We start from the raw sequence: 25,437 nt of genomic DNA on the forward strand, positions 1-25,437 counted from the left end.
ATGGCAGCTCCCGATTCACCCAACCGCTACTCGTCGGCCCTGGACCGGCTGACGCCGGTACAGAAGGTCGCGCTCGGCGCGGCCGGACTGACCGCCATTGCCGGCGCGTTCGTGTTCACCCAGGCCGACGGGTCGACGCCGATGGCGCCGGTCTACACCGATCTCGAGGCTCGTGACGCAGCGACGGTCACCGACGAGCTGATGTCACGCGGCGTGGACTACGAGCTCGCCGACGGCGGTCGCACGGTGCTCGTCCCCCGCGACGACGTCTACGACCTCCGGGTGGCGCTGTCGGCCGATGGTCTGCCCGGATCGAGCGAGGGTTATGCCCTGCTCGACGAGCAAGGCATCACCACCTCCGAGTTCCGTCAACGCATCGACTACCAGCGGGCGCTCGAGGGCGAGCTCGCTCGCACCCTGCGGGCGATCGACGGGATCGAGGCCGTCACGGTCCACCTCGCCCTGCCGGAGGAGTCGGTGTTCGTCGACGAGCCGACACAGCCGACCGCGTCCGTGCTCGTGACGAGCGAGGGTTCGGCACCGATCACCTCGGACCAGGTCGGCGCGATGGTCCAGCTCGTCGCCTCCTCGGTGAAGGGGATGGCGCCGGAGGACGTCACCGTCGCCGACGCTTCGGGGAGGGTGTTGGCTGCAGGTGGCGAGGGGAGCCCGGGCCTGGCGGCCGGCGGGCAAGGGTCCGACGCGACGACCAACTTCGAACACGAGCTCGCAGCGAGCCTGCGAGCGATGCTGGGCCGGGTCACCGGCGTCGACAAGGTGGCCGTCACCGTGCAGGCCGACCTCGACCTCACCGAACGGGCGTCGACGACCGAACGATTCGACAGCTCGGATGCCGACGCCGGCGTCGTGGTGACGGAGCGCACCGCGGAGGAGGCCTATTCCGGCACCGAGGCGGACGCCGAGACCGGCGTCCTCGGTCCCGACGGCGCCCAGGTGAGCGAGTCCGTTCCGGGGTCGGCCAGCAGCTACTCGAAGTCGGACGCCGAGCGAACGTACGCCGTCAACCGGACGGTCGAGTCGACGACGATCGCCCCGGGGACCGTCCAACGTCTCAGCGTGGCCGTGCTCGTCGATGACGACGCGGTCACCGAGGAGCAGCGCACGATGATCGCCGAGCTCGTCGCCACGGCCGCCGGGATCGATGCCAGCCGAGGCGACGAGGTGACCGTCACGCGTCTCGAGTTCGACACGTCCCTCGAGGAGCAGGCCGTCGAGGCGGCTGCGGTCGATGCCGCGGCCCAGGCGACCGATGCACGGAACTCGCTGATCCGGACGATCGCGATCGGCGCGATCGCGCTCGTCGCGATCGCGCTGGGCTACCGGAGCGCTCGACGCGCCCGGCGCGAGATCTCGACACCGATCGACATCGACGCGCTGCGCACGGCGCCCGTCCGGGATTCGGAGGCTGCTGCGGCGGCATCGGCGACCGAGACCGACGCCGACGAGCGGAGCGACCCGTCGGTCGAGGCGCTCGACGAGCTGAGTGCCCTCGCTGACCGCCGCCCCGAGGACGTCGCGCAGATCCTGGAGAGCTGGCTCGCTGACGAGACGGTGGCGCCGTCATGACCGGCACGATGGCAGTGATGGACGACGCGACATCGGCGGGCGCCGTCGGCCCCGAGGATCTGGCGAACCTCTCCGGAGCTCAGAAGGCGGCGATCGTCCTCCTCAAGCTCGGCCGGGACCGGTCGGCGAAGATCCTGCGGCTCCTCGGCGAGGGCGATCTCGCCCGCATCACCGCCGAGATCATGCAGGCCGAGGCGGTCAGTCGCGAGGAAGCGGACGCGTCCGTGATCGAGTTCGCGACGATGGCAAAGGCCAACGACCACCTCGCCGCAGGTGGCATCGCCCGCGCCCGTGAGCTGCTGGAGACGTCGCTGGGCGTCGAGCAGGCCACGGAGATCCTCGACAACCTCCGGGCGTCGATGGGGCACTCTCCGTTCGACTTCCTGCTGCGGTCGGAGACGCGCCAGGTCGTCAACGTGCTCGGCGGTGAGCACCCCCAGACCGTCGCGCTCGTCCTCGCCCACCTGACACCCGAGTACGCGTCGGAGGTGCTGAGTGGCTTGGCGCCGGACATGCAGCGCGAGGTCTCGATTCGGATCGCACAGCTCGAGCAGTCGTCGCCCGAGGTCATCGCGCAGCTGGAACGGATGCTGCAGCGACGCCTCGGGGCGAACATGAACCGCGCCACCGTCGATCGCACCGACGGCGTCCAGATGCTGATCGACATCCTCAACCGGTCGGACCGCGCGACGGAGCGGTCGATCTTCGAAGGGCTCGAGGAGCACGCGGCCGAGTTGGCCGACCACGTGCGGGCGCGCATGTTCGTGTTCGAGGACATCGCCACGCTCGAGGATCGTGCGATCCAGCTGATCCTCCGCGAGATCGAGTCGCGGGAGCTCGCGATGGCGCTGAAGGGCGTGCGCGACGACGTCAAGGACAAGATCAAGGGCAACATGTCGTCGCGCGCGGCCCAGAACATCGACGAGGAGATCAGCCTGCTCGGACCGGTGCGGATGTCCGACGTCGAAGCCGCACAGGGGGCCGTGGTCGCGGCCATCCGGGCCCTCGAGGAGACCGGTCAGATCGTCGTCTCCCGCGGCACCGACGAGTTCGTCGAGTGATGCCGAACGGGCTCCGCAGGGCCCGCCGAGTCGGATCCGACGCCGGCTGCCGTGCTCACGACCTCCGCTCCGCCTCGTCGCGCGCCCACCGTGACCCATCCGCAGCTCCCGACGACCTGCTGGCGCATCCTTCGATTCGCAGGACGGTTGCGCCCAGGCCCACGGACGGAGCCGAGCGAGCCAGGGACGGGCTCACCGACCCTCAGGCACCGACGCTTCGATGAACACGTTCACCACCCTGCACACGCCCACGCCCGACCACGGCGCGCCACGGCGAGCACCGCTCGGCCAATTCCGTCACGAGCGGATGCGGGCCCACCTCGATCGGGCCCGTGCAGTCGCCGGCCCGCAGCGCTCCGGCTCGGTCCGTCGCATCGTCGGGCTCAGCTTCGACGTCGCGGGTCTCGACGTCCCGATCGGTGCCAGCGTCGAGGTGATCGGAGGGCTGACCGGTGAGGTCGTCGCGTGCGGCGAGCGGGAAGTCACCTGCATGCCCTACGGCGATCTGCGCGGGCTCCGTGTCGGTGCCCGTGTGATCTCGACCGGTCGCCCGCCGACGGTGAGCGTCGGTCCGGAGCTGCTCGGCCGCATCGTCGACGCCTTCGGCGAACCGCTCGACGACGGCCCCCCGCTGATCGGTCTGGAGCCGGTGACGCTCGACGGTGCGCCACCGCACCCCCTCCGGAGGGCGCGGGTGGACGAGCCGCTGTCGCTCGGCGTCCGGGCATGGGACACCCTCGTCCCGATGGGACGCGGTCAGCGGGTGGGTGTGTTCGCCGGCTCCGGGGTCGGCAAGTCGACCCTGATGGGGATGGTCGCCCGCGGCTCGGCGGCCGACGTCAACGTGGTCGCGTTGATCGGTGAGCGCGGGCGCGAGGTTCGCGAGTTCGTCGAAGCCGAGCTCGGCGAGGCCGGGCTCGCTCGTTCGGTCGTCGTGGTGGCGACGTCGGACTCACCGGCGCTCATTCGCCTGCGTGCCGCAATGTCGGCGACCCGCATCGCCGAGTGGTTCCGCGACCGAGGCGACGACGTCGTCCTGATGATGGATTCGCTGACCCGCTACTGCATGGCCCAGCGCGAGATCGGGCTGTCCGCCGGCGAACCACCGACCTCGCGGGGGTATCCGCCGAGCGTCTTCACGCTGCTGCCGAAGCTGCTCGAGCGCGCCGGCACGGCCGAGCGCGGCTCGATCACGGGCATCTACACGGTGCTCGTCGACGGCGACGACCACAACGAGCCGATCGCCGACGCGGCACGCTCCATCCTGGACGGCCATGTCGTGCTGTCGCGTGCGCTGGCGCACGCGAACCACTATCCCGCGATCGACGTCCTCGCGTCGGTCAGCCGCGTTGCGGGGGCGGTCACGACCGCCGACGAGCAGCGCATCGCCGCCGAGCTGCGGCGACTGCTCGCAGCGCACGCCGAGTCCCGCGACCTCATCGAGATCGGCGCTTACGTGGCGGGCACCAACGCCGTGGTCGATCGAGCCGTCGACCTCAAGGAGGCGATCGACGGCTTCCTGCGCCAGCCGATCGACGACGGGACGCCGGCCTCGGACGCCTTCGGCCGGCTCGGGGCACTGCTGGGAGCCACACCATGAATCGCGCGCCGTCGAGTCGCCGCAGGGTCGCGACCGTCGTCCGCGTCCGGCGCCTCCAGGAGCGGCTGGCGACGGCCGAGGTCGCTCGCCGCCAGGTCGACCGCATCGACGCCGAAGGGCGCGAGGCGGCCACGTGGCGCCTGGTCGAGACACGTGCCGAGCCCGCCGGCGCGACCGCTGCGGAGTTCCGGGCCGGTCGTTCCGTGCTCGCCGACGGCGTCGCCGCTGCCCGCCGGGCAGGCGAGGCGGCCGACCGCGCGCGCGAGGACGTCCGCGAGGCGCTGAGCTCGTGGGAGGTCGCAGCGCGGCGGCGCGACGGCATCGAGCGGCTCGACGAACGACTGCTCGAAGCCGACCGGCGAGAGCGCGAACGACAGGCGACGATCGAGCTCGACGACTTCGTCGTGACGCGGTGGGACGAGGCGAGGACATGACGATGTCCGCCATCGCCCCCGTCCTGGCGAGGATCGCGAGCATCGAGTCGATGATCGGTGTCGGGCGACGCCCGGCGATCGCCGCCTCGTCGCACACCGGCGCCCCGGCCGCCTCGTTCGCCGAAACGTTGGCCGATGTCGAGGCGCACTCGACGGACGACGTCGACGGCGGGCGCGCTGCGCCGGGTGCCGACGCGGCCACCCACACCGCGGCGGCTGACGCGACCGACGCACGCCTCGCCGCAGACCACGCAGGGGGACATTCCCACGACCATGCGCACGACCACGCGCACGGCGAGGACGCGTACGTCGTCGTCGAGCGACAGGCGTACGCGCTGGCCGTGTCATCCCTCGGCGACCAGTTCGTCCCGGCTCCTGCCCCGGCCGGGGCCTCGACCGTGCAGGGCGCTGTGCCGCCCGGCACGCCGTTCGGGATCCACTTCGAGACGGCGGCGGCCCGGCACGGCGTCCCGGCCGATCTCCTCGCTGCGGTCGGCTGGGTCGAGTCGCGCTACCAGCCCGAGGTCGTCAGCCCTGCGGGTGCGATCGGCGTGATGCAGCTGATGCCCTTCGTCGCCGATGAGCTCGGCGTCGATCCCGCCGACCCGGTCGCGGCGATCGACGGCGGGGCGCGGCTGCTCGCCGCTCACCACGATCGATTCGGTTCCTGGGACCTCGCGCTCGCCGCCTACTTCTCGGGGGCCGGCGCAGTCTCTCGGGCCGGCAACAACATCCCCACCGCTCGGTCCGAGGAGTACGTCCGACGCGTCCACGAACGTCTGGAGCAAGCATGACCACGATGATCTCCCCGCCGGGTCCCTCCGCCGCCCAACTCGACGGGAGCGGCACCGACCTCCCAGGTGAGGACGCCACCGACGTGCCGTTCGGCGAGCTGCTCGGCGACCAACTCCGCAACCAACCCGGCAGCCACGCTCGCGACCGGCGAAGCACCCCGTCTGCTGCCTCGGGGTCGGCCGCCTCGGACGACACCGGTCGCGTGGCGGGCGCGACAGCGCGACACCGCGGCGCGGCCGAGTCCGAGTCCGTCGGCGATGCCCCGGGCACGACGCAGGGCGCACCGGGCGCACGCGACGATCGCTCGGTCGACATGTCGTCGCTCCACGACCCCGACGCTGCGAGCACGCCGCAGGTGGACACTGTCCCCGCCACCGTCCCGATCTCCGGGAGCAACGTCGCATCGGATGCGCGATCGGCGGGCGCCGACCCCTCGACGAGCAATGGCGATGCGTCGTCCCGGCCGCTGCCGCCCGCCGCGTCGAGCAACGACGGTGCAGCCCAGGCGGCAGGAATCACCGGACCGCACGCCGCAGCCGGACGCCAGCACACCACCGCGCCGAGCACGGTCGCGCCGCCGTCCGTCGTGCCCGAGTCTCGGAGTGAGGACCAGGCGCCGCCGCCGGCATCGACCGTCTCCGATCTCGCCGACGATGTGGCGCCCGCAACGACGCGCATGCCATCCGGGGCAAGCGACCCGACGCCCACCGCCACCACGGGCGCTGCGACGCCCGAGGCGCTCGCACGGGCGGCGAGTGCAGTGCCGCCCGCCACGAGCCGGATACGAGACGCACGCGCCGCCCTGCACCCGGCGTCGCCCGCCCCGACGACCGTCGACGCAGCGACCGGCGAGCACGCGCCCGCCACAGGGTCGAGCGTCCTCGGGTCGCCACCGGCCGACGACACGTCGACTGTCGACCGTGCGCAGGTCGAGGGTGGCTCGTCGGTCGCCGGTCGTGGGGTGACGGGCACGGGCTCGTCGGCTGCTGGTCGTGCGCAGGTCGAGGGTGGCTCGTCGGTCGCCGGTCCCGGGGTGACGGGCACGGGCTCGTCGGCTGCTGGTCGTGCGCAGGTCGAGGGTGGCTCGTCGGTCGCCGGTCCCGGGGTGGGCGGGGCGGACTCGTCGGCCGACCCTGCCGATGGTCGAGCCCCTCTGGCACCGACGGCGAGCGAGCCGGAGGCCGGCGCCTCGCCGGCGATCGGGCAGCAACGGGCTCCTGCGTCCTCGACGGCTCAGTCGTCCGCCGGCCGACTTCCCGACGTCGATGGCACCCTCGTCGACGGAGCCGGAACGGCCCCCGACGAACCTGCTGCGAAGATCGCCGAGGCCGCGATCGACCCCGCAGCGGACGAATCGATCGACACACCATCCGGTGCCGAGCGTGCCGGCCCCGTCACGGTCATGGCGGATCGGCGCGCACCGAACCGGGGCGGCGCGATCGACCACGGTCAGATGGCGACATCGCTGCAGCACGCACGCGACCCCTCGATGCCGGGAGCCAGCGACCTGCTCACGCAGCTCGACGTCCGGCGGCTCGCAGCGACCCAGCACCGGCTCGGCCTCGACGTCGGCACGGATCAGCTGGGGACGATCCGGGTCGATGCCGTCGAGCGTTCGGGCAGCCTGCATCTCAGCCTCGGCGCGGAGCGCCACTCGACTCGCCAGCTGCTCGCCAGCGAGCTCGGCGACCTGCGCAGCGATCTCGGCACCGGCGACGGCGGTGTCCACGTCGACATCGACGACCGACAGCGGCAGGACCCCTCCCGCGAACCGGTGCTCGAGTCGCCGACCGGCGTGATCCGCCACCCGTCGGCAGCGGGCCCACAGCAACGCCCGCCACGCAGCCCCGACGGCCACCTCGACGTGCATCTCTGACGACGCGACACCAGCACGACGCGATCGACGACACGACCGCCACACAGGACGACACACGACGAACGACGAGGGAGACAGCAATGTCCGACACGAGCCCCATCGCCCCGGTCGGGGCGAGCCCCACGACGCCTGAGCCGCCCGGGCAGCCGGTCGAGAACCCGGGTGCACTGCTCGACCGCGACGCGTTCTTGAAGCTCCTGGTCGCCCAGCTGAAGTATCAGGACCCCACCAAGCCGGTCGACGCCTCACAGATGGTCGCGCAGTCGGCGCAGCTCACGATGGTCGACCGGCTCAACGAGATCGCCAGCACGCTGGATGCCACGGCGGCATCCAATCGCTGGTCGCTCGCCGGGGGCCTCGTCGGCAAAGACGTCACGTTCGAGGACGAGGACGGAACGCTGCGCATCGAACGGGTGACGTCGGTTCGCGTCGACGGTGACGACCTCGTGCTCAGCGCCGGTGCGTTCTCCGTCCCGCTCGCGGCCGTCGAGTCGGTCCACACCGCGGAGGTTCCGCCGACCACGTCCACGGCGACGGCCCCGTCTGCGACCCCGACCGCGCCGATCCCGACGGCGACCACGCCCACGACCGACATCGCACCCGCGGCCCAGACCGAACCGACGGCGAGCGACGACACCGCATCGGCGCCCGACACGACGTCGACGCCGTCGGACGACGCAACCGTCACGTCCGGCCCGGCTGCGCCGACCGGCACCGCCGACGCGACCGCAGCGTCGGACGGCACCGACGCCACATCGACGCCATCGACGCCGTCGGACGACGCAACCGTCACGTCCGGCCCGGCTGCGCCGACCGGCACCACCGACACGACCGCAGCGTCGGGCGGCACCGACACGACATCGGAGTCGACCGTGCAGGCGTGACGAATCGTTCCCGTCGCCGACCTGATGACCGGGTCGGCGACACCCGGCGACCTCACGGCGCAATCGCGAGTCCGCCGGACCGTTCAGAACACGCCCGAACGGAAACGGGCGGAACACCTCGCACCCCGAGGGCGGCATGGACGCCGGCAACCAACACTCAGGAGGAAACCAGCCGTGATCCGATCCATGTCCAGCGCCCTGTCGGGGCTGCGCAACCACCAAGTCATGCTCGACGTCGTCGGCAATGACATCGCCAACGTCTCCACCGTCGGCTTCAAGAGCTCCACGACCGTCTTCTCGGACGTCCTCACGCAGACGCTCAACGGCGCGAGTGTGCCGAGCGCCGTGACCGCCGGGACGAACCCGGCCCAGATCGGCCTGGGTTCGCGCCTCGCCGGCACGATCCAGTCGTTCACCCAGGGCGCCATCCAGCGGACCGGTCGCTCGACCGACCTCGCCATCCAGGGCGACGGCTTCTTCATCGTCGACGACGGCGGTCAGCCGCTGTACACGCGAGCCGGTGCGCTCGCGATCGACGCCGCCGGGACCCTGGCGACACCCGACGGGATGCTCGTCCAGGGGTGGATGGCGGACGCCTCCGGCGCGATCAACACCAACGCCTCCATCGGACCCGTCGAGATCAGCGTCGGCGACCTGCTCCCGCCGGTGCAGACCACCGACGTCGAGCTCGGCGGCAACCTGGCAGCCGACTCGCCGGTCGGCACGATCTCGAGCCTGACGGTGGCGGTCTACGACGACCAGGGCACCGCGGTGCCGCTCAACCTCGCCGTGACCAAGACCGCCGCCGACGAGTGGACCGTCACCGCGACCGCCGGCACGCCGCCCGCGGCGGTGGCCCTGACCGACAACGTCCTCACCTTCGACGGCTTCGGCGAGCTCACCGCGCCGGCCGATCGCAACATGAACATCGCAGCGGGTGCGCTGCCCGGGTTCGGTGGAGCCGTCACGATCGACCTCGGCGGGGCCACCCAGGCCGGTCGGATCACCCAGTACGCCGGATCGCCGACTGCCGGCGTGATCCGGCAGAACGGCAGCGCGGCAGGCGCGCTGCAGACGTTCACGATCGGCCAGGACGGCGTCGTCACCGGCAACTACTCGAACGGTCGGACGCGCCCGATCGGCCAGGTCGCCCTGGCGGTGTTCTCCAACCCCGGTGGCCTCGAGCGGGTCGCCGGAGCGTGGCGGGAGACCCCGAACTCCGGTCTCGCGCAGGTCGGTGGTGCCGGGGTCGGCGCCCGTGGGCTGCTGTCGGCCGGCACGCTCGAGATGTCGAACGTCGACCTCGCCGAGGAGTTCACCCGCCTGATCGTCGCCCAGCGCGGCTTCCAGGGCAACGCCCGGGTGATCACCACCGCCGACGAGGTCCTCCAAGAGGTCGTGAACCTCCGCCGCTGAGCCGAGGCTGACCCGTCCTGCCCCCGGAACCTCCCATGTCGACGGCGACATCGTCTGCAGCGAAGCGCTCGGCAGGCGGACGCGTCCGCGGGCCGGGCGAGGTGCGCCCGTTCGACTTCCGTCGGCCGTCGACGTTGCCGCGGGAGCACGTGCGGACGATCCAGATCGCGCAGGAGTCGATGGCGCGAGGCTTCACGACGGCGCTGGCGGCCTCGCTGCGGGCGGTCACCGAGGTCTCGATCCGCGACTTCGAGCAGTGCACGTACGACGAGTACGCGCGGACGATCGACAACCCGACGGCGTTGACGATGCTGTCGTTCCAGTCGCGACGCGCCTCGGCGATGCTCGAGATCCCGCTGCGGGTCGCATTCGGAGCCGTCGAGCTCCTCCTCGGGGGTCTCGGCGGCGACGAGCAGCCGGCCCGGCCGATGACCGAGCTCGAGCTCGGCCTGCTGCACGGGGTCGTCGACGAGCTGCTGCCGGAGATCAGGACGGCGCTCCAACCGATCATGGCCATCGAGCCGATGATCCTCGGCCAGGAGTCGAATCCCCAGTTCGCGCAACTGGCGGCGCCGAACGAGATGGTGATCGTGATGTCCTTCGAGATCCGGCTCGAGGCGGTCACCGATGTCGTCAGGCTGTGCGTGCCGTTCGGCCTCCTCCTGCCGCACCTCGATCACCTCACGCGTGGGCCGACCGACCCCTCGGCGTCGGCCGTCGCCGAGGAGCAGGCGCGGTTGCACGACGCGCTCGTGTCGGCACCGGTGGCGGTCGCAGCGACCTTCCGGCCCGCCGTCGCGAGCTCGCGTGAGATCGTGTCCCTGCAGGTCGGCGACGTGCTCATGTTGCCCCATCCCACGTCGGCGCCCCTGTCGCTCGAGGTCGACGGCGTCGCCGTCCACGAGGCAACGATCGGGAGGGTCAACCGTCAGACGGCCTTGCAGGTCGGCGCCCCTGCTGCACCCGGCCAGACCCGCCGACCGAGCCGGGTGCAGATCGTCAAGCGGGCCTGATCATCGCGCTCGTCGCCGCCGACGAGCGCGAGAGCGCCGGATCACCACGTCGAGGAGTACACGATCGGCGGCAACGGCGTCGGCTCCTCGTGGTCGTGAGGAGCGCTCCGCCATCCGTTGCGGCCCCTCAGCTTGGCGTGATAGAGGGCCGCGTCGGCGTCCTGGAGGAGCGAGGCGAGCCCGGCCTCGCCGTGCGGGGACTGCGTGCAGGCCACACCGATCGTGACCGTCTGCGGCCACTCGTGGCCGTCGATGCCGAGGGCCTCCCGGCGGAAGACCTCCACGATGCGGGAAGCGACGATCTCCGCCGCCTCGAGGTTCGTTCCCGGGAGCACCACCACGAACTCGTCGCCGCCGTAGCGGCCGACGAGATCCTCCGACCGCACCGCGTCCATCACGCGCTGCGCCGCCTGTTGGAGCACGCTGTCGCCACCGTGGTGGCCGAGGCAGTCGTTGACGGACTTGAAGTAGTCGAGATCGACGAAGAGCACCGACAGCGGTACGCCGAGCTCGGCAGCGAGCCGATGCTCGTCGGCGAGCGCCTCGTCGAGATGGCGCCGATTGAACAACCCGGTGACCGGATCGAGCCGGTGCGCGAGCTCGAGCTCGGCGGTCACGTTCGTGAGGTGCGCGAGATCGCGCTGGAGCTGGCTGACCGCCTCGCGTTGCTGCATCTGGCGAGCGACCATCACGTCGCCCGCCATCTCGGCGAGCAGCTCCAACGGTGGAACATCGGCGTGGAGGAGCGGGGCGAGGTCCGGCAGCGACTCGGCGACGCCGGTGAGCACGTCGGACATCATCTGGTCGTCGAGGTGGAGCGCGGTTTCGGCCATGATCCCGGCCCGAGACAGCGCCTTCACGTCGCCCCCGATCCATTCCGCGATCAGGCGGCCCGTGGCGACGATGCAGGCCAGCGCGTCGCCGGTCGTCGGCTCATCGGCGACGACGTGACTCTGCCGGACCGCCGCCACGATGTGGCTCGGCAGGCGCCAGGCCTCCAACAACTCGGCACCGATGGCTGCGTGGTCGGCGCCGAGGGTCGCGAACTCGGCGGCGACGATGTCCTCGTGCGTCGCCGTGCTGTCGAGCTCGGCATACGTCTCGGACTCGAGCCGGTCGATCACGAGGATCCCGATCTCCTGCACGAGCGCGGCGAGGAAGGCATCGGACGGTGTGACCAGCAGACACTGAGACGCGAGCACTTGGGCGGACACCGCAGCGTGGACGCTGCTCGTCCACTGCGACTGGAACGACAGGCCGTCGGCCCCGAATGCCGACTGGTCGCTGAACAGCGTGAGGCTGAGCGCCGCGGTAAGCACTGCATCGATACCGAGTTTCATGACGGCTTGCTGCAGCGTCTCGGTGCGCCGCCGTCGTGCGTACAGCGGCGAGTTGGCGAGACGGAGCAGGCGCGCCGACAGCACCGGGTCGGTCTTGAGCACCTCGAAGATGTCGTTGAGACCCACATTTGGGTCGTCGGCGATCTCGATCAAGCGGGCGGCCACCGCCGGCGGTGAGGGAAGGGAACGCGACGAGCGGATCCGTTCTCGGAGGGCCGGATCGATCGTCGTTGTCGTCTGCTCGCTGTCCATAGCTCGTTTGTCCAGTCAGTCCGTTGGCTGTACTGGTGACGGTCCGGTGCGCTGGGACTTCGTGCAAGGGGGTCGCCGGGCCCGCGGCCACGAGCGAGCTCTGGCGGCGACGCGGTCGCGGCCGTCGCGGTGGCGCGCCCCCGGTGGTTCGGGTGTCGGGCCTCAGCGACGCGAGTCGAGCTCTTTCGAGAGCCGGTCGATCGACGCGACGAAGCGTTCGAGGTAGACGGCGAACTCCTCGCGCTCGCCCTCCTCGAAGCTGTCGAGCAGCCGCTCGAGACCCGCCTGCTGCCGCCGGACGATCCGACTCATGAAACGGCGGCCGGCAGCTGTCGCTCGTGCGTGCACCACGCGCCGGTCGTGCGCGCCGGCGTCCCGTTCTGCCAGTCCGATCTGCTCGAGCCGACCGACCGCTCGGGTGGCCGTCGACGGGTCGACCCGCAGGGCCTCGGCGAAGTCGCTCATGCGCAAGCCGTCGGGAGCCGCCACCAGGATCTCGAGCGCGTCGAGCTGCGCCTGCTCGAGCTGTGGGCCGTCGGGGCCGAACAGGTGCGATCGCAGCGCAGCGCCGGCCGCACCGCGACGCAGCTCGCGCCAGGCGAGCGCGATCCGTCGGTTGGTGGAGTCGGCCACGTTCGTCAGTGTGGCGCGGTGACGGTCGCGTCGTCGACGCCGCGAAGGGCGCGCTCGCCGTCGATCTGGCCGAGGAACCATCGGTAGGTGCTCTCGAGCCCGTCGCGGAGGGCGATGTCCGGCTCCCACCCGAGCTCTCGGAGGCGGGTGACGTCGAGGAGCTTGCGCGGCGTGCCGTCGGGCTTGGAAGCGTCCCAGACGAGGTGGGCGCCGGGGTTGACGACGTCGCGGATCTGCTCGGCGAGCTCGCGGATCGAGAGGTCGACGCCGGTGCCGACGTTGATGTGGCCGTCGTCGGAGTAGTGCTCCATCAGGAACAGGCAGGCGGCGGCGAGGTCGTCGACGTGGAGGAACTCGCGGAACGCGCTGCCGGTCCCCCAGATCGTCACCTCGTTCGGCTCGCCGGACTCGGCAGCGACCTTGGCGTCGTGGAACTTGCGCATCAGCGCCGGGATGACGTGGCTCGACGACAAGTCGAAGTTGTCGCCCGGGCCGTACAGGTTGGTCGGCATCGCCGAGATGAAGTCGCGGCCGTATTGGCGGCGGTAGGCCTCGCACAGCTTGATGCCGGCGATCTTCGCGACGGCATACCACTCGTTGGTCGACTCGAGCGGCCCGGTGAGCAGCTGCTCCTCGGTGATCGGCTGTGTGGCGTGGCGCGGGTAGATGCACGACGAGCCGAGGTAGAGCAGCTTGGTGACGTCGGTCTCGTGCGCCGAGTGCACGACCGTGCCGTGGATCATCATGTTGTCGTAGATGAACTCGGCCGGCCGGGTGCTGTTGGCGAGGATGCCGCCGACGGTGCCGGCGACGAGGAAGACGTAGTCGGGGCGGTTGGCGGCGAACCACGACGACACCGCTGACTGGTCGCGCAGATCGACCTCGTCGCGGGTCGCGGTGAGGATGTTCGTGAAGCCCTCGGACTCGAGGTGGCGGACCAGCGCCGACCCGACGAGGCCGCGGTGACCGGCGACGTAGACGCTGGCGTTGCGGTCGATCGTTCCCATGCCGCCAGGCTACCGACGGCGGCCCGTCCGTCGATCGAGCCGGTTGCCTCCTGGTTCGATCTCCTCGCCGATCTGCGCTTGGGTGGAGAGCGCCATGCCGATGTCGTCGATCATCGACGGCTGCGTGTCGATCCGGTCGAGGTGCCCCCTGTCGGTTGACCTTTGGTCGACTGCTGTGAGCTCGGTCGTCGGTGCCTCGTTCGGGAGCTCGATGGTCGTCCGAGAACCGTCCACCGCTGCGCACCCAGCCGTGCTGCCGGACCCCGGTGCACGGAGATAGCGGAGCTGCGTCGACGTGTCGTGCGCTGGGCCGATCACCGCATGTTCGGATAGCCTCACATGTCATGGCAACGGTGCTGGAGCGCCTCGTTCGGACACGGGCCGAGCAGAGCGCGCCTCGAGGCGCCGAGGTCACGATCGACGGCGTCACGATCCGGTTCGGAGACACGGTCGCCGTCGACGATGCCTCGCTCGCCATCGAGGCGGGCGCGACCGTCTCCCTGCTCGGTCCGTCCGGATGCGGGAAGACGTCGCTCCTCCGCGCCATCGCCGGGCTCGAGCGACCCGTCGGAGGCGCCGTCGCGATCGGGTCGCGCACCGTGTCGTCGGCGGCCGATCGCACGTGGGTGAAGCCCGAGCGGCGCAACGTCGGCATGGTGTTCCAGGACGGCGCGCTGTTCCCGCACCTGACCGTGGCCCAGAACATCGCGTTCGGTCTCGACCGAGACGGCGCTGCGTCGCATCGTGTCGCCGAGCTGCTCGAGCTGGTCGACCTGGTCGGCCTGAGCGGCCGCCTACCCGAGACGCTGTCGGGCGGTCAGCAGCAGCGGGTCGCGCTCGCGCGCTCGCTCGCCCCCGAGCCGTCGGTGCTGTTGCTCGACGAGCCGTTCTCGGCGCTCGACGCGGGGCTCCGCGTCCAGGTGCGTTCCGAGGTCGCCGGCATCCTGCGCGAGGTCGGCGTGACCTCGATCTTCGTGACGCACGACCAGGACGAGGCGTTCGTCCTCGGCGACCGCGTCGCCGTGATGGGCGACGGCCGCATCCTGCAGGTCGGCACGCCCGACGAGCTGTACCGGCGGCCGACGACTCCGTGGGTGGCGAGCTTCGTCGGCGAGGCGAACCTCCTCGACGGCACGCCTTCGGGCACGATCTCGGGCGGATCGACCGCCGAGACGGCGATCGGCGTCGTCCCCCTCGCAGGCGGCCGCGTCGCCGACAGCCGTACGCGGCTCTCCGTGCTCGTCCGGCCCGAGCAGGTCCGGTTGACCGACGGCGACGATGCGGTCGTCACCACGGTCGAGTACTACGGCCACGACGTCCGCTACGAGCTGCGTCTCGATGACGGATCCACGCTCGCCGCCCGCACCCACCCCGACCAGTTGCTGCACGCCGGCGACTCGGTCGGTGTCGCCTTCGCCGGCGATCCGACCGAGGCGTGGCCGACCTGACCGCGCCGCGGGTGAACGTGCTGGTCCGGGCACGGCTGGTGTGAGGCGGCGGCGCCTGATCGTCCGCCGCAGCGAACTCGTCGACCGCCGGGTGGTGCGCGCCGCCATCGGGACGTGCGCCAGCTCGGTCGACGACGTCGTCGACCGCGGTCGGGCCGGCGAGCAGTGCGGAGGCTGTCGTGAGACCATCGAGCGACTGCTCGATGCCTCCATCGCCTCGGTCCCCGTCGCCGGTGCCTGATCGACCCGCCTGCGGCGATCCGCCGACGTGCGATCGGCAGGGCTGAGGCATGGGACCAACGGCACTAGGCATGCCTTCCACCGACGCGTAGGTGTGATTAGTGGAAGACCCGGTGTGGTGAGGAGATGATCATGCGTGCTCGACGGCGTCGCCCCCCGGCGGCTTCCACCACGCTCGACGGCCGTCGCACCGGTTCGGTCCTGCGAGTGGTGGGGATCGACGGTGGGAGAGAGCGCAGGCAGCGCCTGATGGGTCTCGGTGTCCGGGTCGGCGCCGAGATCACGATCTCGCACACCCGTGGCCGCAGCGTGGTGGTGGCGTCCGACGCCGGCCGGGTCGCCGTCGGCCCCGAGCTCGCTCGGCACATCCACGTGGAGGAGGTCGCGTGATGCGTGCGACGACGGCTCCCGTCGCAGCGCCGACTCGGGATCGCACCACGGTCGTGGCGATCGTCGGCAATCCGAACGCCGGCAAGACGGCCCTGTTCAACGCATTGACCGGCATCCGGCAGAAGACGGGCAACTGGCCGGGGGTCACCGTCGATCGGAAAGAGGGGCGCTACCGGTTCGATGACCGTCGGTTCTCGGTCGTCGACCTCCCCGGCACGTACTCGCTCGAGGCGACCTCGCCCGACCAACGGATCGCGCGCGACTTCGTCGTGGGCCACGACCTCGACGTCGTCGTCGACGTGGTCGACGCGACCAACCTCGAGCGGCAGCTGTACCTCGCCGTCCAGCTCGCCGAGATGCGCGTCCCGCGCGTCGTCGCGCTCAACATGATCGACGTCGCCGAGCGACACGGACTCGCGATCGACGTGTCGGCGTTGAGTGCAGCGCTCGGGTGCCCGGTCGTCCCGATGGTGGCGATCTCCGGTGACGGCGTCGACGAGCTGCAACGTGCGATCGCCGACGTCGCCGACGCAGGGACGGCACCGGGGTGGACGGTGGACTACGGCGAGAGGGTCGAGCACGCGATCGACGCGATCGGCGAGCTGCTCCGCGGTGATCACGGGTCGAACGACCGCGCCGACGATCTGCGCTGGCAGGCGCTGCGGCTGCTGGACGGCGACGAGGCCGCCGTCGCGGGCGTGGATCCTGCGACAGCCGAACGCGTTCGCTCGGCCGTCGACGAGCTCGGAGCGCAACGCGGCGAGGACGTCGACGTCGTGCTCGCAGACCGTCGGTTCACCGTCGCCAACGAGATCGCACGGCGGGTGACGGCGCGCCCCAATGTCACGATCGGCAGCCTCTCGGATCGGGTCGATCGGCTGGTGATCCATCGGTTCTGGGGTGTGCCGATCTTCCTGACCGTCATGTACCTGATGTTCATGTTCACCATCAATGTCGGCGGTGCCTTCGTCGACGTCTTCGACGGCATCGCCGGGGCGATCTTCGTCGACGGCTTCGGCGAGGTGCTCGGCGCGATCGGGTCGCCCGAGTGGCTCGTCGTGCCGCTCACCGACGGCGTCGGCGGTGGCATCCAGGTCGTGGCCACGTTCGTCCCGATCATCGGTGCGCTGTACCTGTTCATGGCGGTGCTCGAGGACAGCGGCTACATGGCGCGGGCGGCGTTCGTGATGGACCGGACGATGCGCAGGATCGGACTGCCCGGCAAGGCGTTCGTGCCGATGATCGTGGGCTTCGGCTGCAACGTGCCGGCGGTGATGGCGACGCGCACGCTCGAGGACGAGCGCGAGCGCAAGCTCACGATCCTCATGAACCCGTTCATGTCGTGTGGCGCCCGTCTGCCGGTCTACGCGCTCTTCGCAGCCGCGTTCTTCCCCAGCAGCGGGCAGAACGTGGTGTTCGGCCTCTATCTGATCGGCATCGCCGTGGCGATCGGCACCGGTCTGCTCATGAGCCACAGCCTGCTCCCCGGTGAGAGCGAGGGCTTCCTCATGGAGCTGCCCGCCTATCACCGGCCGACCGCACGCGGGACCTTCCTGCACGCCTGGGACCGGCTGCGCGTCTTCGTCCGCAACGCCGGCACGGTGATCATCGCCATGGTCGTCGTGCTGGCGGTGCTCAACTCGATCGGAACCGACGGCTCGTTCGGCAACGAGGACAGCGAGGAGTCGGCGCTCTCCGAGGTCGGCCGCACGATCACCCCGGTGTTCGAGCCGATGGGCCTCGACGAGGACAACTGGCCGGCGACGGTCGGCATCTTCACCGGCGTGCTCGCCAAGGAGGCCGTCGTCGGCTCACTCGACTCGCTCTACGGCGAGTTGGCGGAGGAGGATGCCGGCGAGGTCGTCGCCGACGAGCCGTTCGAGTTCTGGACGTCGATCGGCGACGCGGTCGCAACCGTTCCCGACAACCTCGCGGCCGCCGCCGACACGCTGACCGACCCGCTCGGTCTGACGGTCGGCGAGATCGGGGCGCTCGAGTCGGCCGCCGACGAGCAGGAGGTCGATGCCGGCGTCTACGGGGCGATGGAGTCTCGGTTCGACGGGCGAGTCGGCGCCTTCGCCTACCTGCTCTTCGTGCTGCTCTACTTCCCGTGCGTCGCCACGATCGGTGCCATCGTGCGGGAGGCAGGACGGCGCTGGGCGCTGTTCGTCGCCGCCTGGACGACGGGCATCGCGTTCGTCGTGGCGACGGGCTTCTACCAGGCCGCCACGGTGGTCGATCATCCCGTCAGCTCGGTCGTCTGGCTCGGCTTCCTGACGCTGGTCGTCGTCGTGGCCTTCGGCTCGTTGCGGCGCTGGGCACGCCGGGAGCCACAGCCCCCGGAACCGGCAGCCACGCCGGTCGTCGTGCGGACCCGCCGCTGATGGTCAGGGCGATTCGAGCCTGCCTCCGGGCGCAGGGTCCGACGAGCCTGGCGGATCTTGCGCGCGATCTCCATGCCGAACCCGACGCCGTTCGGGGCATGCTCGACCACTGGGTGCAGAAGGGAGTCGTCGAGCGACAGCCGCTCGCGTGCGGGGGTGTACCGGGTGCGAGCTCGCCGAGACCGAGGTGTATCGCTGGTGCGACCGGCCGATCCGAGCCGGCGATCCGCCGCCCACAGGCGAGTTGCCGGTGCCATGGTGAGCCGATCGACGCGCTCGCTACCATCGAGGCATGCCTGCCGCCGGTGAGTATCACCCCGCCTTCGAGGAGTACTGCGAGTGCATCTTCGAGCTCCGCGAGGACGACATCGACGTCATCCAGGCGCGAATCGCCGAACGCCTGTCGGTCTCGCGCCCGGCGGTGAGCGAGATGATCAAGCGGATGGAAGCCGAGGGGTTGGTGGCCGTCGACGACGGCATCAAGCTCACGGCGAAGGGGCGCCAGCTCGGCGAGCGGACCGTTCGCCGTCACCGGCTCGCCGAACGCTTCCTGACCGACGTGCTGAAGCTGTCGTGGGCCGAAGCGCACCACGAGGCCGGCAAGTGGGAGCACGTGATGAGCGAGTCGGTCGAGCAGGCGATGGATGACCTGCTCGGCAACCCGACGACGTGCCCGCACGGCAACCCGATTCCCGGTTCCGACTACGAGCAGGGTGACTTCTCCGCCCTGTCGTCGGTCGAGGTGGGCGGCAACTTCACGGTCGAGCGGATCACCGAGGAGCTCGAGTTCGAGCCGGGTCTGCTCGAGTTCCTCGAGGAGTCCGAGATCCAGCCGGGCAATGCGGGGACCGTCGTCGCCTCGTCACCCGATGGCACGCTGACCGTCACGATCGGTGAGCGGCACGTCGGGGTCGGCGCGTTCGCGAGCGAACGCATCCTCGTCACCGTCTGACCCTCGTCGGCTCGGCGCCGGCCGACGGCGAGTTCGCCGGCGAACGCCTCCTCGCCTGACGGCTCGGGTCACTGCTTCGTCGCCACGAGCGCGCTGCGCCGCAGGACGAGGAACCAGGTGAGCACGCCCGACAAGACGATCAGCGCGATCGACCCGGCACCGGCCTCGGCGTAGAAGCCGTCCTCGTAGGAGCCCCAGACCTTCGTGGCGAGCGTGCTGAAGCCGGTCGGCGCGAGCAGCAGCGTGGCCGGCAGCTCCTTGACCGTCGAGAGGAGGACCAGGCCGGCGCCGGCGAGCAGGCCCGGGCGCATGAGCGGTGCGTCGACCCGCCAGATGCGGCGGATCGCCGAGGCGTCGAGGAGCCGGCTCGACTCGCGGAGCTGTCCGGGCACCGCACGCAACGATTGCTCGACCGAGGCCAGCGCCTGGCTGCCGAAGTGCACGACGTAGGCGAAGACGAGCAACGCCGTCGTCTGGTAGAGCGAGTTCAGCACCGGCGTGTTGAGTGTCACGACGGTGAGCGCGAGCGCGATCACGAGCCCGGGGAGCGCGAATCCCACGACGACCGAGCCCGCGGAGACGTCGCCGAGCCGGGATCGTCGTTGCGTCGTCGTCACCGCCACGGGCACGACGACCGCAACGGCCACGATGGCCGTCGTGACCGACACCACCGCCGTGTTCCAGGCCGGTTGCACGAGATCGCCGAGGTCGACGCGCCCGTCGGCGAGCCCTCGCTGCGCCCACAACGCCAGGCTGGCGACCGGTGTGACGAGGCCGACGAGTGCGACGGTTGCGCACGCCAGGGTCGCCGGCACCGCCTTCCAGCCGAGCGTCACGCTCGGCGTGACGGCCCGCCCGGCACGCTCGTCGATGGTGGCGGGACCGCGCTGCCAGCGTTCGAGCGATACGACCGCGATCGCCAGCACGAGCAACACGGCCGCGGCGCCGAACGAGGTGGCGCGGTCGGCGAGGCGCGTGGCGAACACCACTCGGGTGAGCGTGTCGTAGCCGAGCAGCTGGACGGCACCGAATTCGCTGACGCAGTACAGGTACACCAGTAGCGAGCCCCCGACGATGGCGCTGCGGAGCTGCGGCAGCGTGACGCTGACGAAGGTCGCCACGGGTCCACGGCCCAGGAGCCGAGCGCTCTCGTCGAGCGATGGCCTGAGTGCGAGCAGGCGTGCGCTCACCGGCAGCAGCACGTACGGGTACGTGAACGCAGTGAGCACGAGCCACGAGATGCCCAACCCGCGGAGTCGCCGTGGCGGGGTGATGCCCACCCAGCCGAGGACCTCGTGCAGCAGTCCGTCGGGGGAGACGCCGGCGATGAACGCAGCTGCGCCGACGAACGACGGGAGGCCGAGCGGCAGCACGAGCACGAGCCGCCACATGCGACGGAGGGGCAGGTCGGTCCGGACGAGGAGCCACGCCAGTCCCGTGCCGACGACGGCTGCGGTGGCGGACACCAGGGTCGCCAGTTGGATCGTGCGCCAGAGCGGGGCGCGCAGATCGGTCCACACGGTGTCGAGGCCGACGTCGAGGCGAAACGCCCGCCACAGCACGAGCCATCCGGGGATCGTGAACGTGGCGCCGATCGCGACCGCGGCCCACGTGACGAGCGGATGCGACGGCTCGGTCGTCCGGCTCGACAGCACGACGTGACGTTATCCAGCCGGTGCGCGGGTGCCGTGCGCACGGCGAGGTCGGCCGACCGCTCGTTCCGCCGCCGTCGACATGCGAGACGTCAGGGTTGGCCGACCGTCAGCCCTCGAGGCCCGCGTCGATGATCAGCTCCCGGGTCGCATCGAGGCCGCCGCCGAGTGACTCGTAGTCGATCGCACCGGCGTCGCCGAACTCCACGGCGGGCACGTCGCCGGCCGGTTGCTCGCCGTCGGCGAGTGGGTACTCGAAGGTCTCCTCGGCGAAGTACTGCTGGCCGGCGGTGCCGAGCAGGAACTCGATCAGCGCAGCGGCGTCATCGGGTTGGTCGGTGCCCTCGAGGATGCCGGCGGCCGTGACGATCAGCACCCCACCCGGATCGTCCGGCGGGAAGATGTGGTTCTGGCCAGGGTGCGACGGATCCTCGTCGAGGAACCGGAAGTTGTAGTAGTGGTTGACCAGTCCGGCGTCGACCTCGCCGCGACCGACGGCGGCGACGATCGAGTTGTTGTTCGGATAGCTGACCGCGCCGTTCGCCGACAGGCCCTCCAGCCATTCCCGCGTCGCTTCCTCGCCCTCGGTCGCCCGCATCGACGTGACGAAGTCCTGGAACGAGCCGTTCGGTGGTGCGACGCCGACGCGGCCCGCCCACTCGGGGCCGGTGAGGTCGAACACGCTGGACGGCAGCTCGGACTCGTCGACCAGGTCGGTGTTGTAGACGAGCACACGCTGACGCCCGCTGAAGCCGATCCAGCGCCCGTCGCCGTCGCGGACGTTCTCGGGCACCAGCTCGAGCAGTTCCGCGGGCAGCTCGGCGAGCCGGCCCGCGCCATCGAGGACGCCGATCGCGCCCGGGCTCTGCGACAGGAAGACGTCCGCCCCGGACTGGCCGGCAGCAGCCTCCTCCTCGATCAGCAGGGCGAGGTCGGCCGACTGGCCGTATCGCACGCTGACCTCGATGCCGGTCGACTCGGTGAAGTCCTCGAGGATCGGTTCGATCAGGTTCTCGGTGCGCCCCGAGTAGATCGTGACGGCGTCGCCGTCGGATCCGCAGGCCGCCACGAGGAGACCGCCGGCGAGCAGCGAGGCGAGGGAGGTGTTGATGCGCCGATGCATGGCGCCGCATGCTAGCGCTGCCAGCAGCTTCCATGACAACTCTTGTAAAGGGCACTTACCACGCGCTCGGCGCGTGGAGCGGGGCGTCCCGTCAGGGTCGTGCGACGTGCGGCACGGCGCCGGCGGTCTCGGCGACCCAGTCCCACAACTGTGCCCGCCGTTCGGCGGTGTCGGTGCGCTTCGTCGTGGGGAGCTTGTGGATGCTGCGCAGTCGACGGTCGAGCCAGAATTCACCGTTGGACGCGAGCGGCGTGTCGTCGGCGGCGAGCCAGACGAGGGTGTCGGCGCCCTGCTCGGGAGTGCGCAGCAGCGGGCCCATCACCTTCGAGAAGGTGGGCAGCGAGGCGTCGACGCCCGGGGTGTCGGCCCAGCCCGGGTGCAGGGCGTGGAACCGGATGCCGAGCTGACCGTAGCGCTCGGCCCACATCTCGTTCAGCGTCACCTGGGCCCGCTTGGCGCGGGCGTACTGCTCGGCGCCTCGATACGTCTCGGGGGTCATCTCGAGCTCGGTCACCGTGAGGCCGGCTGCGTACATCCCGCCCGAGGACATGGTGAGCACGCGGGACGGGGCCGACGTCGCCAGCCGGTCGAGCAGCAGGGTGGTGAGGAGGAACGGGCCGACGACCTGGCTGGCTACCGTGCCCTCGGTGCCGTCGGGGGCGGTGTGGTGCTCGGCGTCGAGCGCGCCGGCGTTGTGGACGAGGACGTCGAGGCGCTCGTGGTCGGTGAGCACGCGGTCGGCGAGGTTGCGGACCTGCTGGTAGTCGCCCATGTCGGCGGCGACCTGGGTGATCGACGGGTTCCCGGTCTGCGCGATCAGCTCCGCGACGACGCCTTCGTTCCGGGCGGCGCTGCGCCCGACCAGGACGACCGTCGCGCCGCACCGGGCGAGCTGGTCGGCGGCCGCGTAGCCGAGGCCCGATGTCGCTCCGGTGAGCACGACGACCCGACCGGTGAGGTCGTAGCCGTCGAGCGGCGTCCAGCCGTCGAGCCTCCGCCGGGCTTGGTACCCGAGCCTCGTGAAGCTCGTGACGACCGGCGCCTCGATGATCGCGTCGGCGATCGCCCGGCCGCTCATGACGCGGGTTCGGGCACGCGCTCGCCCTCGAGCGCCTCGATGAGTCCCGCAGCGGCGCGGTCGCCGATGCGGTCGAAGGTCAGCCCGAGCAGCGGGTCGGCCAAGCGGAGCAGGCCCTTCAACTTCAGGACGGCGTCGTAGGTGACGACCGAGCCGGATCCGTCGGCCTCGACCGAGATCGTGTCGTGTGAGCTGAGCAGACCGTTCTCGGCGAACGCCACCACCGTGTCGGGCGCGTCGTAGGTCACCGTGTCGTAGCGCAACGTCATCGTGCGGCCGACGGTCTTGACGGCGACGTCGAACGATGCGTCCGGGCCGGCACCGTCCCCATCGACCTGATCGACACGCTCGACGCCGGGATCCCACGTCGCGAAGTTCGTCAGGTCGGCCATGTAGGCGAACGCCTCGTCGGGCGGCAGCGGGGTACGGACGTGGACGACGTAGCGGGCCATGCATGATCCAGCACCGATTGGGCCGCTGGTATTCCGGAGCGAGGAGCAGGCGTCGCGCGGCGCGTCCCGTCGGGGGATGCTCGTCGCCGGTGACCTACGCGGCTCGTGGTGTCGTCGAGGCGCTGCGTCTGCGCCGTTCATCCAGTGGGATTCCGTCGGTCGGCAGCTCGTACGGTTCGTACGGGCTCCCCTGGCGTCGAAGGGGACCGAGTCGCCGCCCTGCGAGGTCGTGTACTGTCGCCGCATCGCATTGGAGCGATGCGAGGAGGTCACGTGCGACTGCTGCTGGTGGTGGTCATCCTGCTGGCGGGTGTGGTGTGCGCAATCGCGGTCTGGCTCCGACGGCGCCGGAGTTGGCGAACGTTCGACTACCGCGATGACGAGCCGCTCGACTCGGTCGATCCCCCAGTCCCTGCCCCGAGGGACGGCCGCAGCACGGTGAAGGCATCTCCGACGTCGGCTACTGACGTCGAGCCGCCCGGCACCCCAGGCGCACACCTCGACGAGGACGTCCAGTTCACCGTCTACCGGCCGGAGGAGGTGCTGCCTGAGCGGTGGTACACGTTGTTGGTGTTCGGCCACAAGACCCAGCTGGTGGAGGATTCGGCCGGCCGGCTGGTCGATCCCGTCGCGGAGGTCGAGCGTGATGCCGCTCGCCGGTTGCAGGACGAGGAGGCTTCCTTCTCACGGCTGACCAGCGATACTGCGGCGCCCATACCGCGAGGCGCAGAGCTCACGGTGGCGGTTGATGTCCCGGACGTTGCGTTCAACCCGGTCAGTCGGACGTTCATCTGGGCCGAGTATGCCCACGGTGAGGAGTTCCGTTTCCGGGCGTCCTCGGCGGGGCCGCCGATCCGCAGGGGGCTGGTCACCGTCTATCTCGGGCCGTTGGTCATCGCGGTGATCCCGATCGCCTTGAAGGTGGTCGAGGGCGCCGTGGCGGAACCTGCAACGGTGCCGGCCTCGGCGCCGCGGTACCGCCAGATCTTCCCGTCGTACTCTCACGCAGACTCCACGATCGTGAGGCGGGTGAAGGATGCCGCAGAGGTACTCGGCGACCGATATCTGCTCGACGTGATTGCGATCCGGTCCGGCGAGGCGTGGGGGCCCAAGATCATGGATCTGATCCGCGAGGCCGACGTGTTCCAGCTCTTCTGGTCGACGCATTCGATGCGATCGGAGCACGTCAGTCGCGAGTGGACGTACGCATTGTCCTTGGACCGACCCGAGTTCGTTCGTCCTCTGTACTGGGAGCATCCCCGCCCCGAAGACGCCGACCTCGGCCTCCCACCTCCGGAACTCGACGCGATTCACTTCGCTTTCCTGTCATCACGCGCGGTCGCTCCTCCTCAGGAGCCTGACACACACGACGACCTCCGCGAGCGGATCGAAGAAGCCGTCCGGGAAACCCCTCTGTCGCTGGAGTATCGACACGGGGCCGAACTCGGATCTGGGGCGGGGTGCCTGAGCCGTGTGGCAGCACTCGTCGTGGGTGTTGGAGTCGTCGCCGCTGTCGGCGCCCTGATCGCACTTCTCGTTCGATGAGTCCGTCGCGTCGGAGCCGGACGATCCGTCGCAGACCTCGGGTGACGCTCGGTGACCGAGCCGCTTGACGTTCGAGACGATGCAGCGAGTTCCGGGACGGCCGCCGGCTCGCCATGGTGCGCAAGCAGGAACGTATTGGTCGAGCACGTGCTCCGAGAGCCCAGAATCGGAATCGAACCGACGACCTACGCATTACGAGTGCGTTGCTCTACCGACTGAGCTATCTGGGCAGCGGGCGGAATCCTAGCGGTTGGCCCTGCCGCTCAAACGCGGAG

General features: G+C 70.7%; 22 protein-coding genes, 1 tRNA gene and 1 pseudogene. 16 read left to right on the top strand and 8 right to left on the bottom strand.

Going from position 1 to position 25,437, the window contains the following annotated elements; genetic code table 11:
* The 9 genes from fliF (at position 1) to QNJ12_RS01680 (ending at position 10,666) form a co-directional block, all read left to right on the top strand.
* On the top strand, positions 1-1,587 hold the full coding sequence (gene fliF, locus QNJ12_RS01640) for a flagellar basal-body MS-ring/collar protein FliF (protein ID WP_300618055.1): 1,587 nt from the start codon (positions 1-3) through the stop codon (positions 1,585-1,587).
* The gene (gene fliG / locus QNJ12_RS01645) at positions 1,584-2,648 is read left to right on the top strand and encodes a flagellar motor switch protein FliG (RefSeq protein WP_300618057.1); all 1,065 of its coding nucleotides are present in this window, start codon (positions 1,584-1,586) and stop codon (positions 2,646-2,648) included. Before fliF ends, fliG begins: the two co-directional genes overlap by 4 nt.
* A 220-nt stretch (positions 2,649-2,868) precedes the next feature.
* Positions 2,869-4,248: a FliI/YscN family ATPase gene (locus QNJ12_RS01650; RefSeq protein WP_300618059.1), complete on the top strand. Its 1,380-nt coding sequence runs from the start codon at positions 2,869-2,871 to the stop codon at positions 4,246-4,248.
* Positions 4,245-4,682: a hypothetical protein gene (locus QNJ12_RS01655; RefSeq protein ID WP_300618061.1), complete on the top strand. Its 438-nt coding sequence runs from the start codon at positions 4,245-4,247 to the stop codon at positions 4,680-4,682. Before QNJ12_RS01650 ends, QNJ12_RS01655 begins: the two co-directional genes overlap by 4 nt.
* On the top strand, positions 4,679-5,476 hold the full coding sequence (locus tag QNJ12_RS01660) for a lytic transglycosylase domain-containing protein (protein WP_300618063.1): 798 nt from the start codon (positions 4,679-4,681) through the stop codon (positions 5,474-5,476). The genes QNJ12_RS01655 and QNJ12_RS01660 overlap by 4 nt, the downstream gene beginning before the upstream one ends.
* On the top strand, positions 5,473-7,353 hold the full coding sequence (locus tag QNJ12_RS01665; protein ID WP_300618065.1) for a hypothetical protein: 1,881 nt from the start codon (positions 5,473-5,475) through the stop codon (positions 7,351-7,353). Before QNJ12_RS01660 ends, QNJ12_RS01665 begins: the two co-directional genes overlap by 4 nt.
* Positions 7,354-7,433: 80 nt before the next feature.
* Positions 7,434-8,237 carry a flagellar hook capping FlgD N-terminal domain-containing protein gene (locus QNJ12_RS01670; RefSeq protein WP_300618067.1) on the top strand — a complete coding sequence of 268 codons (804 nt, stop codon included), beginning with the start codon at positions 7,434-7,436 and terminating at the stop codon, positions 8,235-8,237.
* Between the two features lie 186 nt (positions 8,238-8,423).
* The gene (locus QNJ12_RS01675) at positions 8,424-9,653 is read left to right on the top strand and encodes a flagellar hook protein FlgE (RefSeq protein WP_300618069.1); all 1,230 of its coding nucleotides are present in this window, start codon (positions 8,424-8,426) and stop codon (positions 9,651-9,653) included.
* Between the two features lie 35 nt (positions 9,654-9,688).
* Positions 9,689-10,666 carry a flagellar motor switch protein FliM gene (locus QNJ12_RS01680; RefSeq protein ID WP_300618071.1) on the top strand — a complete coding sequence of 326 codons (978 nt, stop codon included), beginning with the start codon at positions 9,689-9,691 and terminating at the stop codon, positions 10,664-10,666.
* A gap of 41 nt (positions 10,667-10,707) precedes the next feature.
* On the opposite strand, the gene QNJ12_RS01685 is transcribed toward QNJ12_RS01680, so the two are convergent.
* The 3 genes from QNJ12_RS01685 to QNJ12_RS01695 all read right to left on the bottom strand — a co-directional run bounded on the left by QNJ12_RS01685 (position 10,708) and on the right by QNJ12_RS01695 (position 13,889).
* Complete coding sequence (locus QNJ12_RS01685) at positions 10,708-12,258, bottom strand: GGDEF domain-containing protein (protein ID WP_300618073.1); 1,551 nt, start codon at positions 12,256-12,258, stop codon at positions 10,708-10,710.
* Between the two features lie 162 nt (positions 12,259-12,420).
* Entirely contained in the window at positions 12,421-12,891 is a 471-nt protein-coding gene (locus QNJ12_RS01690; protein WP_300618075.1) for a MarR family transcriptional regulator, read from the bottom strand.
* A gap of 5 nt (positions 12,892-12,896) precedes the next feature.
* Positions 12,897-13,889, bottom strand: coding sequence for a GDP-L-fucose synthase family protein (locus QNJ12_RS01695; RefSeq protein WP_367281738.1), 993 nt, complete (start codon positions 13,887-13,889; stop codon positions 12,897-12,899).
* Between the two features lie 353 nt (positions 13,890-14,242).
* Here QNJ12_RS01695 and QNJ12_RS01700 point away from each other — a divergent pair, with 353 nt between their 5' ends.
* The 6 genes and pseudogenes from QNJ12_RS01700 to QNJ12_RS01720 all read left to right on the top strand — a co-directional run bounded on the left by QNJ12_RS01700 (position 14,243) and on the right by QNJ12_RS01720 (position 19,312).
* Positions 14,243-15,346: an ABC transporter ATP-binding protein gene (locus QNJ12_RS01700; RefSeq protein ID WP_300618079.1), complete on the top strand. Its 1,104-nt coding sequence runs from the start codon at positions 14,243-14,245 to the stop codon at positions 15,344-15,346.
* Between the two features lie 40 nt (positions 15,347-15,386).
* Complete coding sequence (locus QNJ12_RS01705) at positions 15,387-15,587, top strand: (2Fe-2S)-binding protein (protein WP_300618081.1); 201 nt, start codon at positions 15,387-15,389, stop codon at positions 15,585-15,587.
* 131 nt (positions 15,588-15,718) lie between these two features.
* Positions 15,719-15,976, top strand: a complete 258-nt coding sequence (locus tag QNJ12_RS01710) for a ferrous iron transport protein A (protein WP_300618083.1) — start codon at positions 15,719-15,721, stop codon at positions 15,974-15,976.
* The gene (gene feoB / locus QNJ12_RS01715; RefSeq protein ID WP_300618085.1) at positions 15,976-18,360 is read left to right on the top strand and encodes a Fe(2+) transporter permease subunit FeoB; all 2,385 of its coding nucleotides are present in this window, start codon (positions 15,976-15,978) and stop codon (positions 18,358-18,360) included. The genes QNJ12_RS01710 and feoB overlap by 1 nt, the downstream gene beginning before the upstream one ends.
* A pseudogene (locus tag QNJ12_RS23660) lies at positions 18,360-18,503 on the top strand (FeoC-like transcriptional regulator); the annotation flags it as partial. The gene feoB and the pseudogene QNJ12_RS23660, both read left to right, overlap by 1 nt.
* 149 nt (positions 18,504-18,652) lie before the next feature.
* Complete coding sequence (locus QNJ12_RS01720) at positions 18,653-19,312, top strand: metal-dependent transcriptional regulator (RefSeq protein ID WP_300618087.1); 660 nt, start codon at positions 18,653-18,655, stop codon at positions 19,310-19,312.
* A gap of 68 nt (positions 19,313-19,380) precedes the next feature.
* Here QNJ12_RS01720 and QNJ12_RS01725 read toward each other — a convergent pair whose 3' ends face one another.
* The 4 genes from QNJ12_RS01725 to QNJ12_RS01740 all read right to left on the bottom strand — a co-directional run bounded on the left by QNJ12_RS01725 (position 19,381) and on the right by QNJ12_RS01740 (position 23,617).
* Positions 19,381-20,967, bottom strand: a complete 1,587-nt coding sequence (locus tag QNJ12_RS01725) for an iron ABC transporter permease (RefSeq protein WP_300618089.1) — start codon at positions 20,965-20,967, stop codon at positions 19,381-19,383.
* 106 nt (positions 20,968-21,073) lie between these two features.
* Positions 21,074-22,087, bottom strand: a complete 1,014-nt coding sequence (locus QNJ12_RS01730; protein WP_300618091.1) for an extracellular solute-binding protein — start codon at positions 22,085-22,087, stop codon at positions 21,074-21,076.
* 91 nt (positions 22,088-22,178) lie between these two features.
* Positions 22,179-23,165, bottom strand: a complete 987-nt coding sequence (locus QNJ12_RS01735) for an SDR family NAD(P)-dependent oxidoreductase (protein WP_300618093.1) — start codon at positions 23,163-23,165, stop codon at positions 22,179-22,181.
* Positions 23,162-23,617 (bottom strand): SRPBCC family protein, encoded by a 456-nt coding sequence (locus tag QNJ12_RS01740; RefSeq protein WP_300618095.1) that lies wholly within the window; start codon positions 23,615-23,617, stop codon positions 23,162-23,164. Before QNJ12_RS01740 ends, QNJ12_RS01735 begins: the two co-directional genes overlap by 4 nt.
* 273 nt (positions 23,618-23,890) lie before the next feature.
* On the opposite strand from QNJ12_RS01740, the gene QNJ12_RS01745 reads away from it, so the two are divergent.
* Positions 23,891-25,162, top strand: coding sequence for a toll/interleukin-1 receptor domain-containing protein (locus QNJ12_RS01745; protein WP_300618097.1), 1,272 nt, complete (start codon positions 23,891-23,893; stop codon positions 25,160-25,162).
* Between the two features lie 157 nt (positions 25,163-25,319).
* On the opposite strand, the gene QNJ12_RS01750 is transcribed toward QNJ12_RS01745, so the two are convergent.
* A tRNA-Thr gene (locus QNJ12_RS01750) sits at positions 25,320-25,392 on the bottom strand.
* Positions 25,393-25,437 lie beyond the last annotated feature (45 nt).

It is taken from the genome of Ilumatobacter sp. (genome assembly GCF_030065885.1).
Lineage (GTDB): Bacteria > Actinomycetota > Acidimicrobiia > Acidimicrobiales > Ilumatobacteraceae > Ilumatobacter.

Excerpts from the sequence above, each read along its gene's own strand:
- fliF (WP_300618055.1), top strand. The coding sequence starts at position 1 with ATGGCAGCTCCCGATTCACCCAACCGCTACTCGTCGGCCCTGGACCGG.
- fliG (WP_300618057.1), top strand. The coding sequence starts at position 1,584 with ATGACCGGCACGATGGCAGTGATGGACGACGCGACATCGGCGGGCGCC.
- QNJ12_RS01650 (WP_300618059.1), top strand. The coding sequence starts at position 2,869 with ATGAACACGTTCACCACCCTGCACACGCCCACGCCCGACCACGGCGCG.
- QNJ12_RS01655 (WP_300618061.1), top strand. The coding sequence starts at position 4,245 with ATGAATCGCGCGCCGTCGAGTCGCCGCAGGGTCGCGACCGTCGTCCGC.
- QNJ12_RS01660 (WP_300618063.1), top strand. The coding sequence starts at position 4,679 with ATGACGATGTCCGCCATCGCCCCCGTCCTGGCGAGGATCGCGAGCATC.
- QNJ12_RS01665 (WP_300618065.1), top strand. The coding sequence starts at position 5,473 with ATGACCACGATGATCTCCCCGCCGGGTCCCTCCGCCGCCCAACTCGAC.
- QNJ12_RS01670 (WP_300618067.1), top strand. The coding sequence starts at position 7,434 with ATGTCCGACACGAGCCCCATCGCCCCGGTCGGGGCGAGCCCCACGACG.
- QNJ12_RS01675 (WP_300618069.1), top strand. The coding sequence starts at position 8,424 with ATGTCCAGCGCCCTGTCGGGGCTGCGCAACCACCAAGTCATGCTCGAC.
- QNJ12_RS01680 (WP_300618071.1), top strand. The coding sequence starts at position 9,689 with ATGTCGACGGCGACATCGTCTGCAGCGAAGCGCTCGGCAGGCGGACGC.
- QNJ12_RS01685 (WP_300618073.1), bottom strand. The coding sequence starts at position 12,258 with ATGGACAGCGAGCAGACGACAACGACGATCGATCCGGCCCTCCGAGAA.
- QNJ12_RS01700 (WP_300618079.1), top strand. The coding sequence starts at position 14,243 with ATGGCAACGGTGCTGGAGCGCCTCGTTCGGACACGGGCCGAGCAGAGC.
- QNJ12_RS01710 (WP_300618083.1), top strand. The coding sequence starts at position 15,719 with ATGCGTGCTCGACGGCGTCGCCCCCCGGCGGCTTCCACCACGCTCGAC.
- feoB (WP_300618085.1), top strand. The coding sequence starts at position 15,976 with ATGCGTGCGACGACGGCTCCCGTCGCAGCGCCGACTCGGGATCGCACC.
- QNJ12_RS01720 (WP_300618087.1), top strand. The coding sequence starts at position 18,653 with ATGCCTGCCGCCGGTGAGTATCACCCCGCCTTCGAGGAGTACTGCGAG.
- QNJ12_RS01730 (WP_300618091.1), bottom strand. The coding sequence starts at position 22,087 with ATGCATCGGCGCATCAACACCTCCCTCGCCTCGCTGCTCGCCGGCGGT.
- QNJ12_RS01735 (WP_300618093.1), bottom strand. The coding sequence starts at position 23,165 with ATGAGCGGCCGGGCGATCGCCGACGCGATCATCGAGGCGCCGGTCGTC.
- QNJ12_RS01740 (WP_300618095.1), bottom strand. The coding sequence starts at position 23,617 with ATGGCCCGCTACGTCGTCCACGTCCGTACCCCGCTGCCGCCCGACGAG.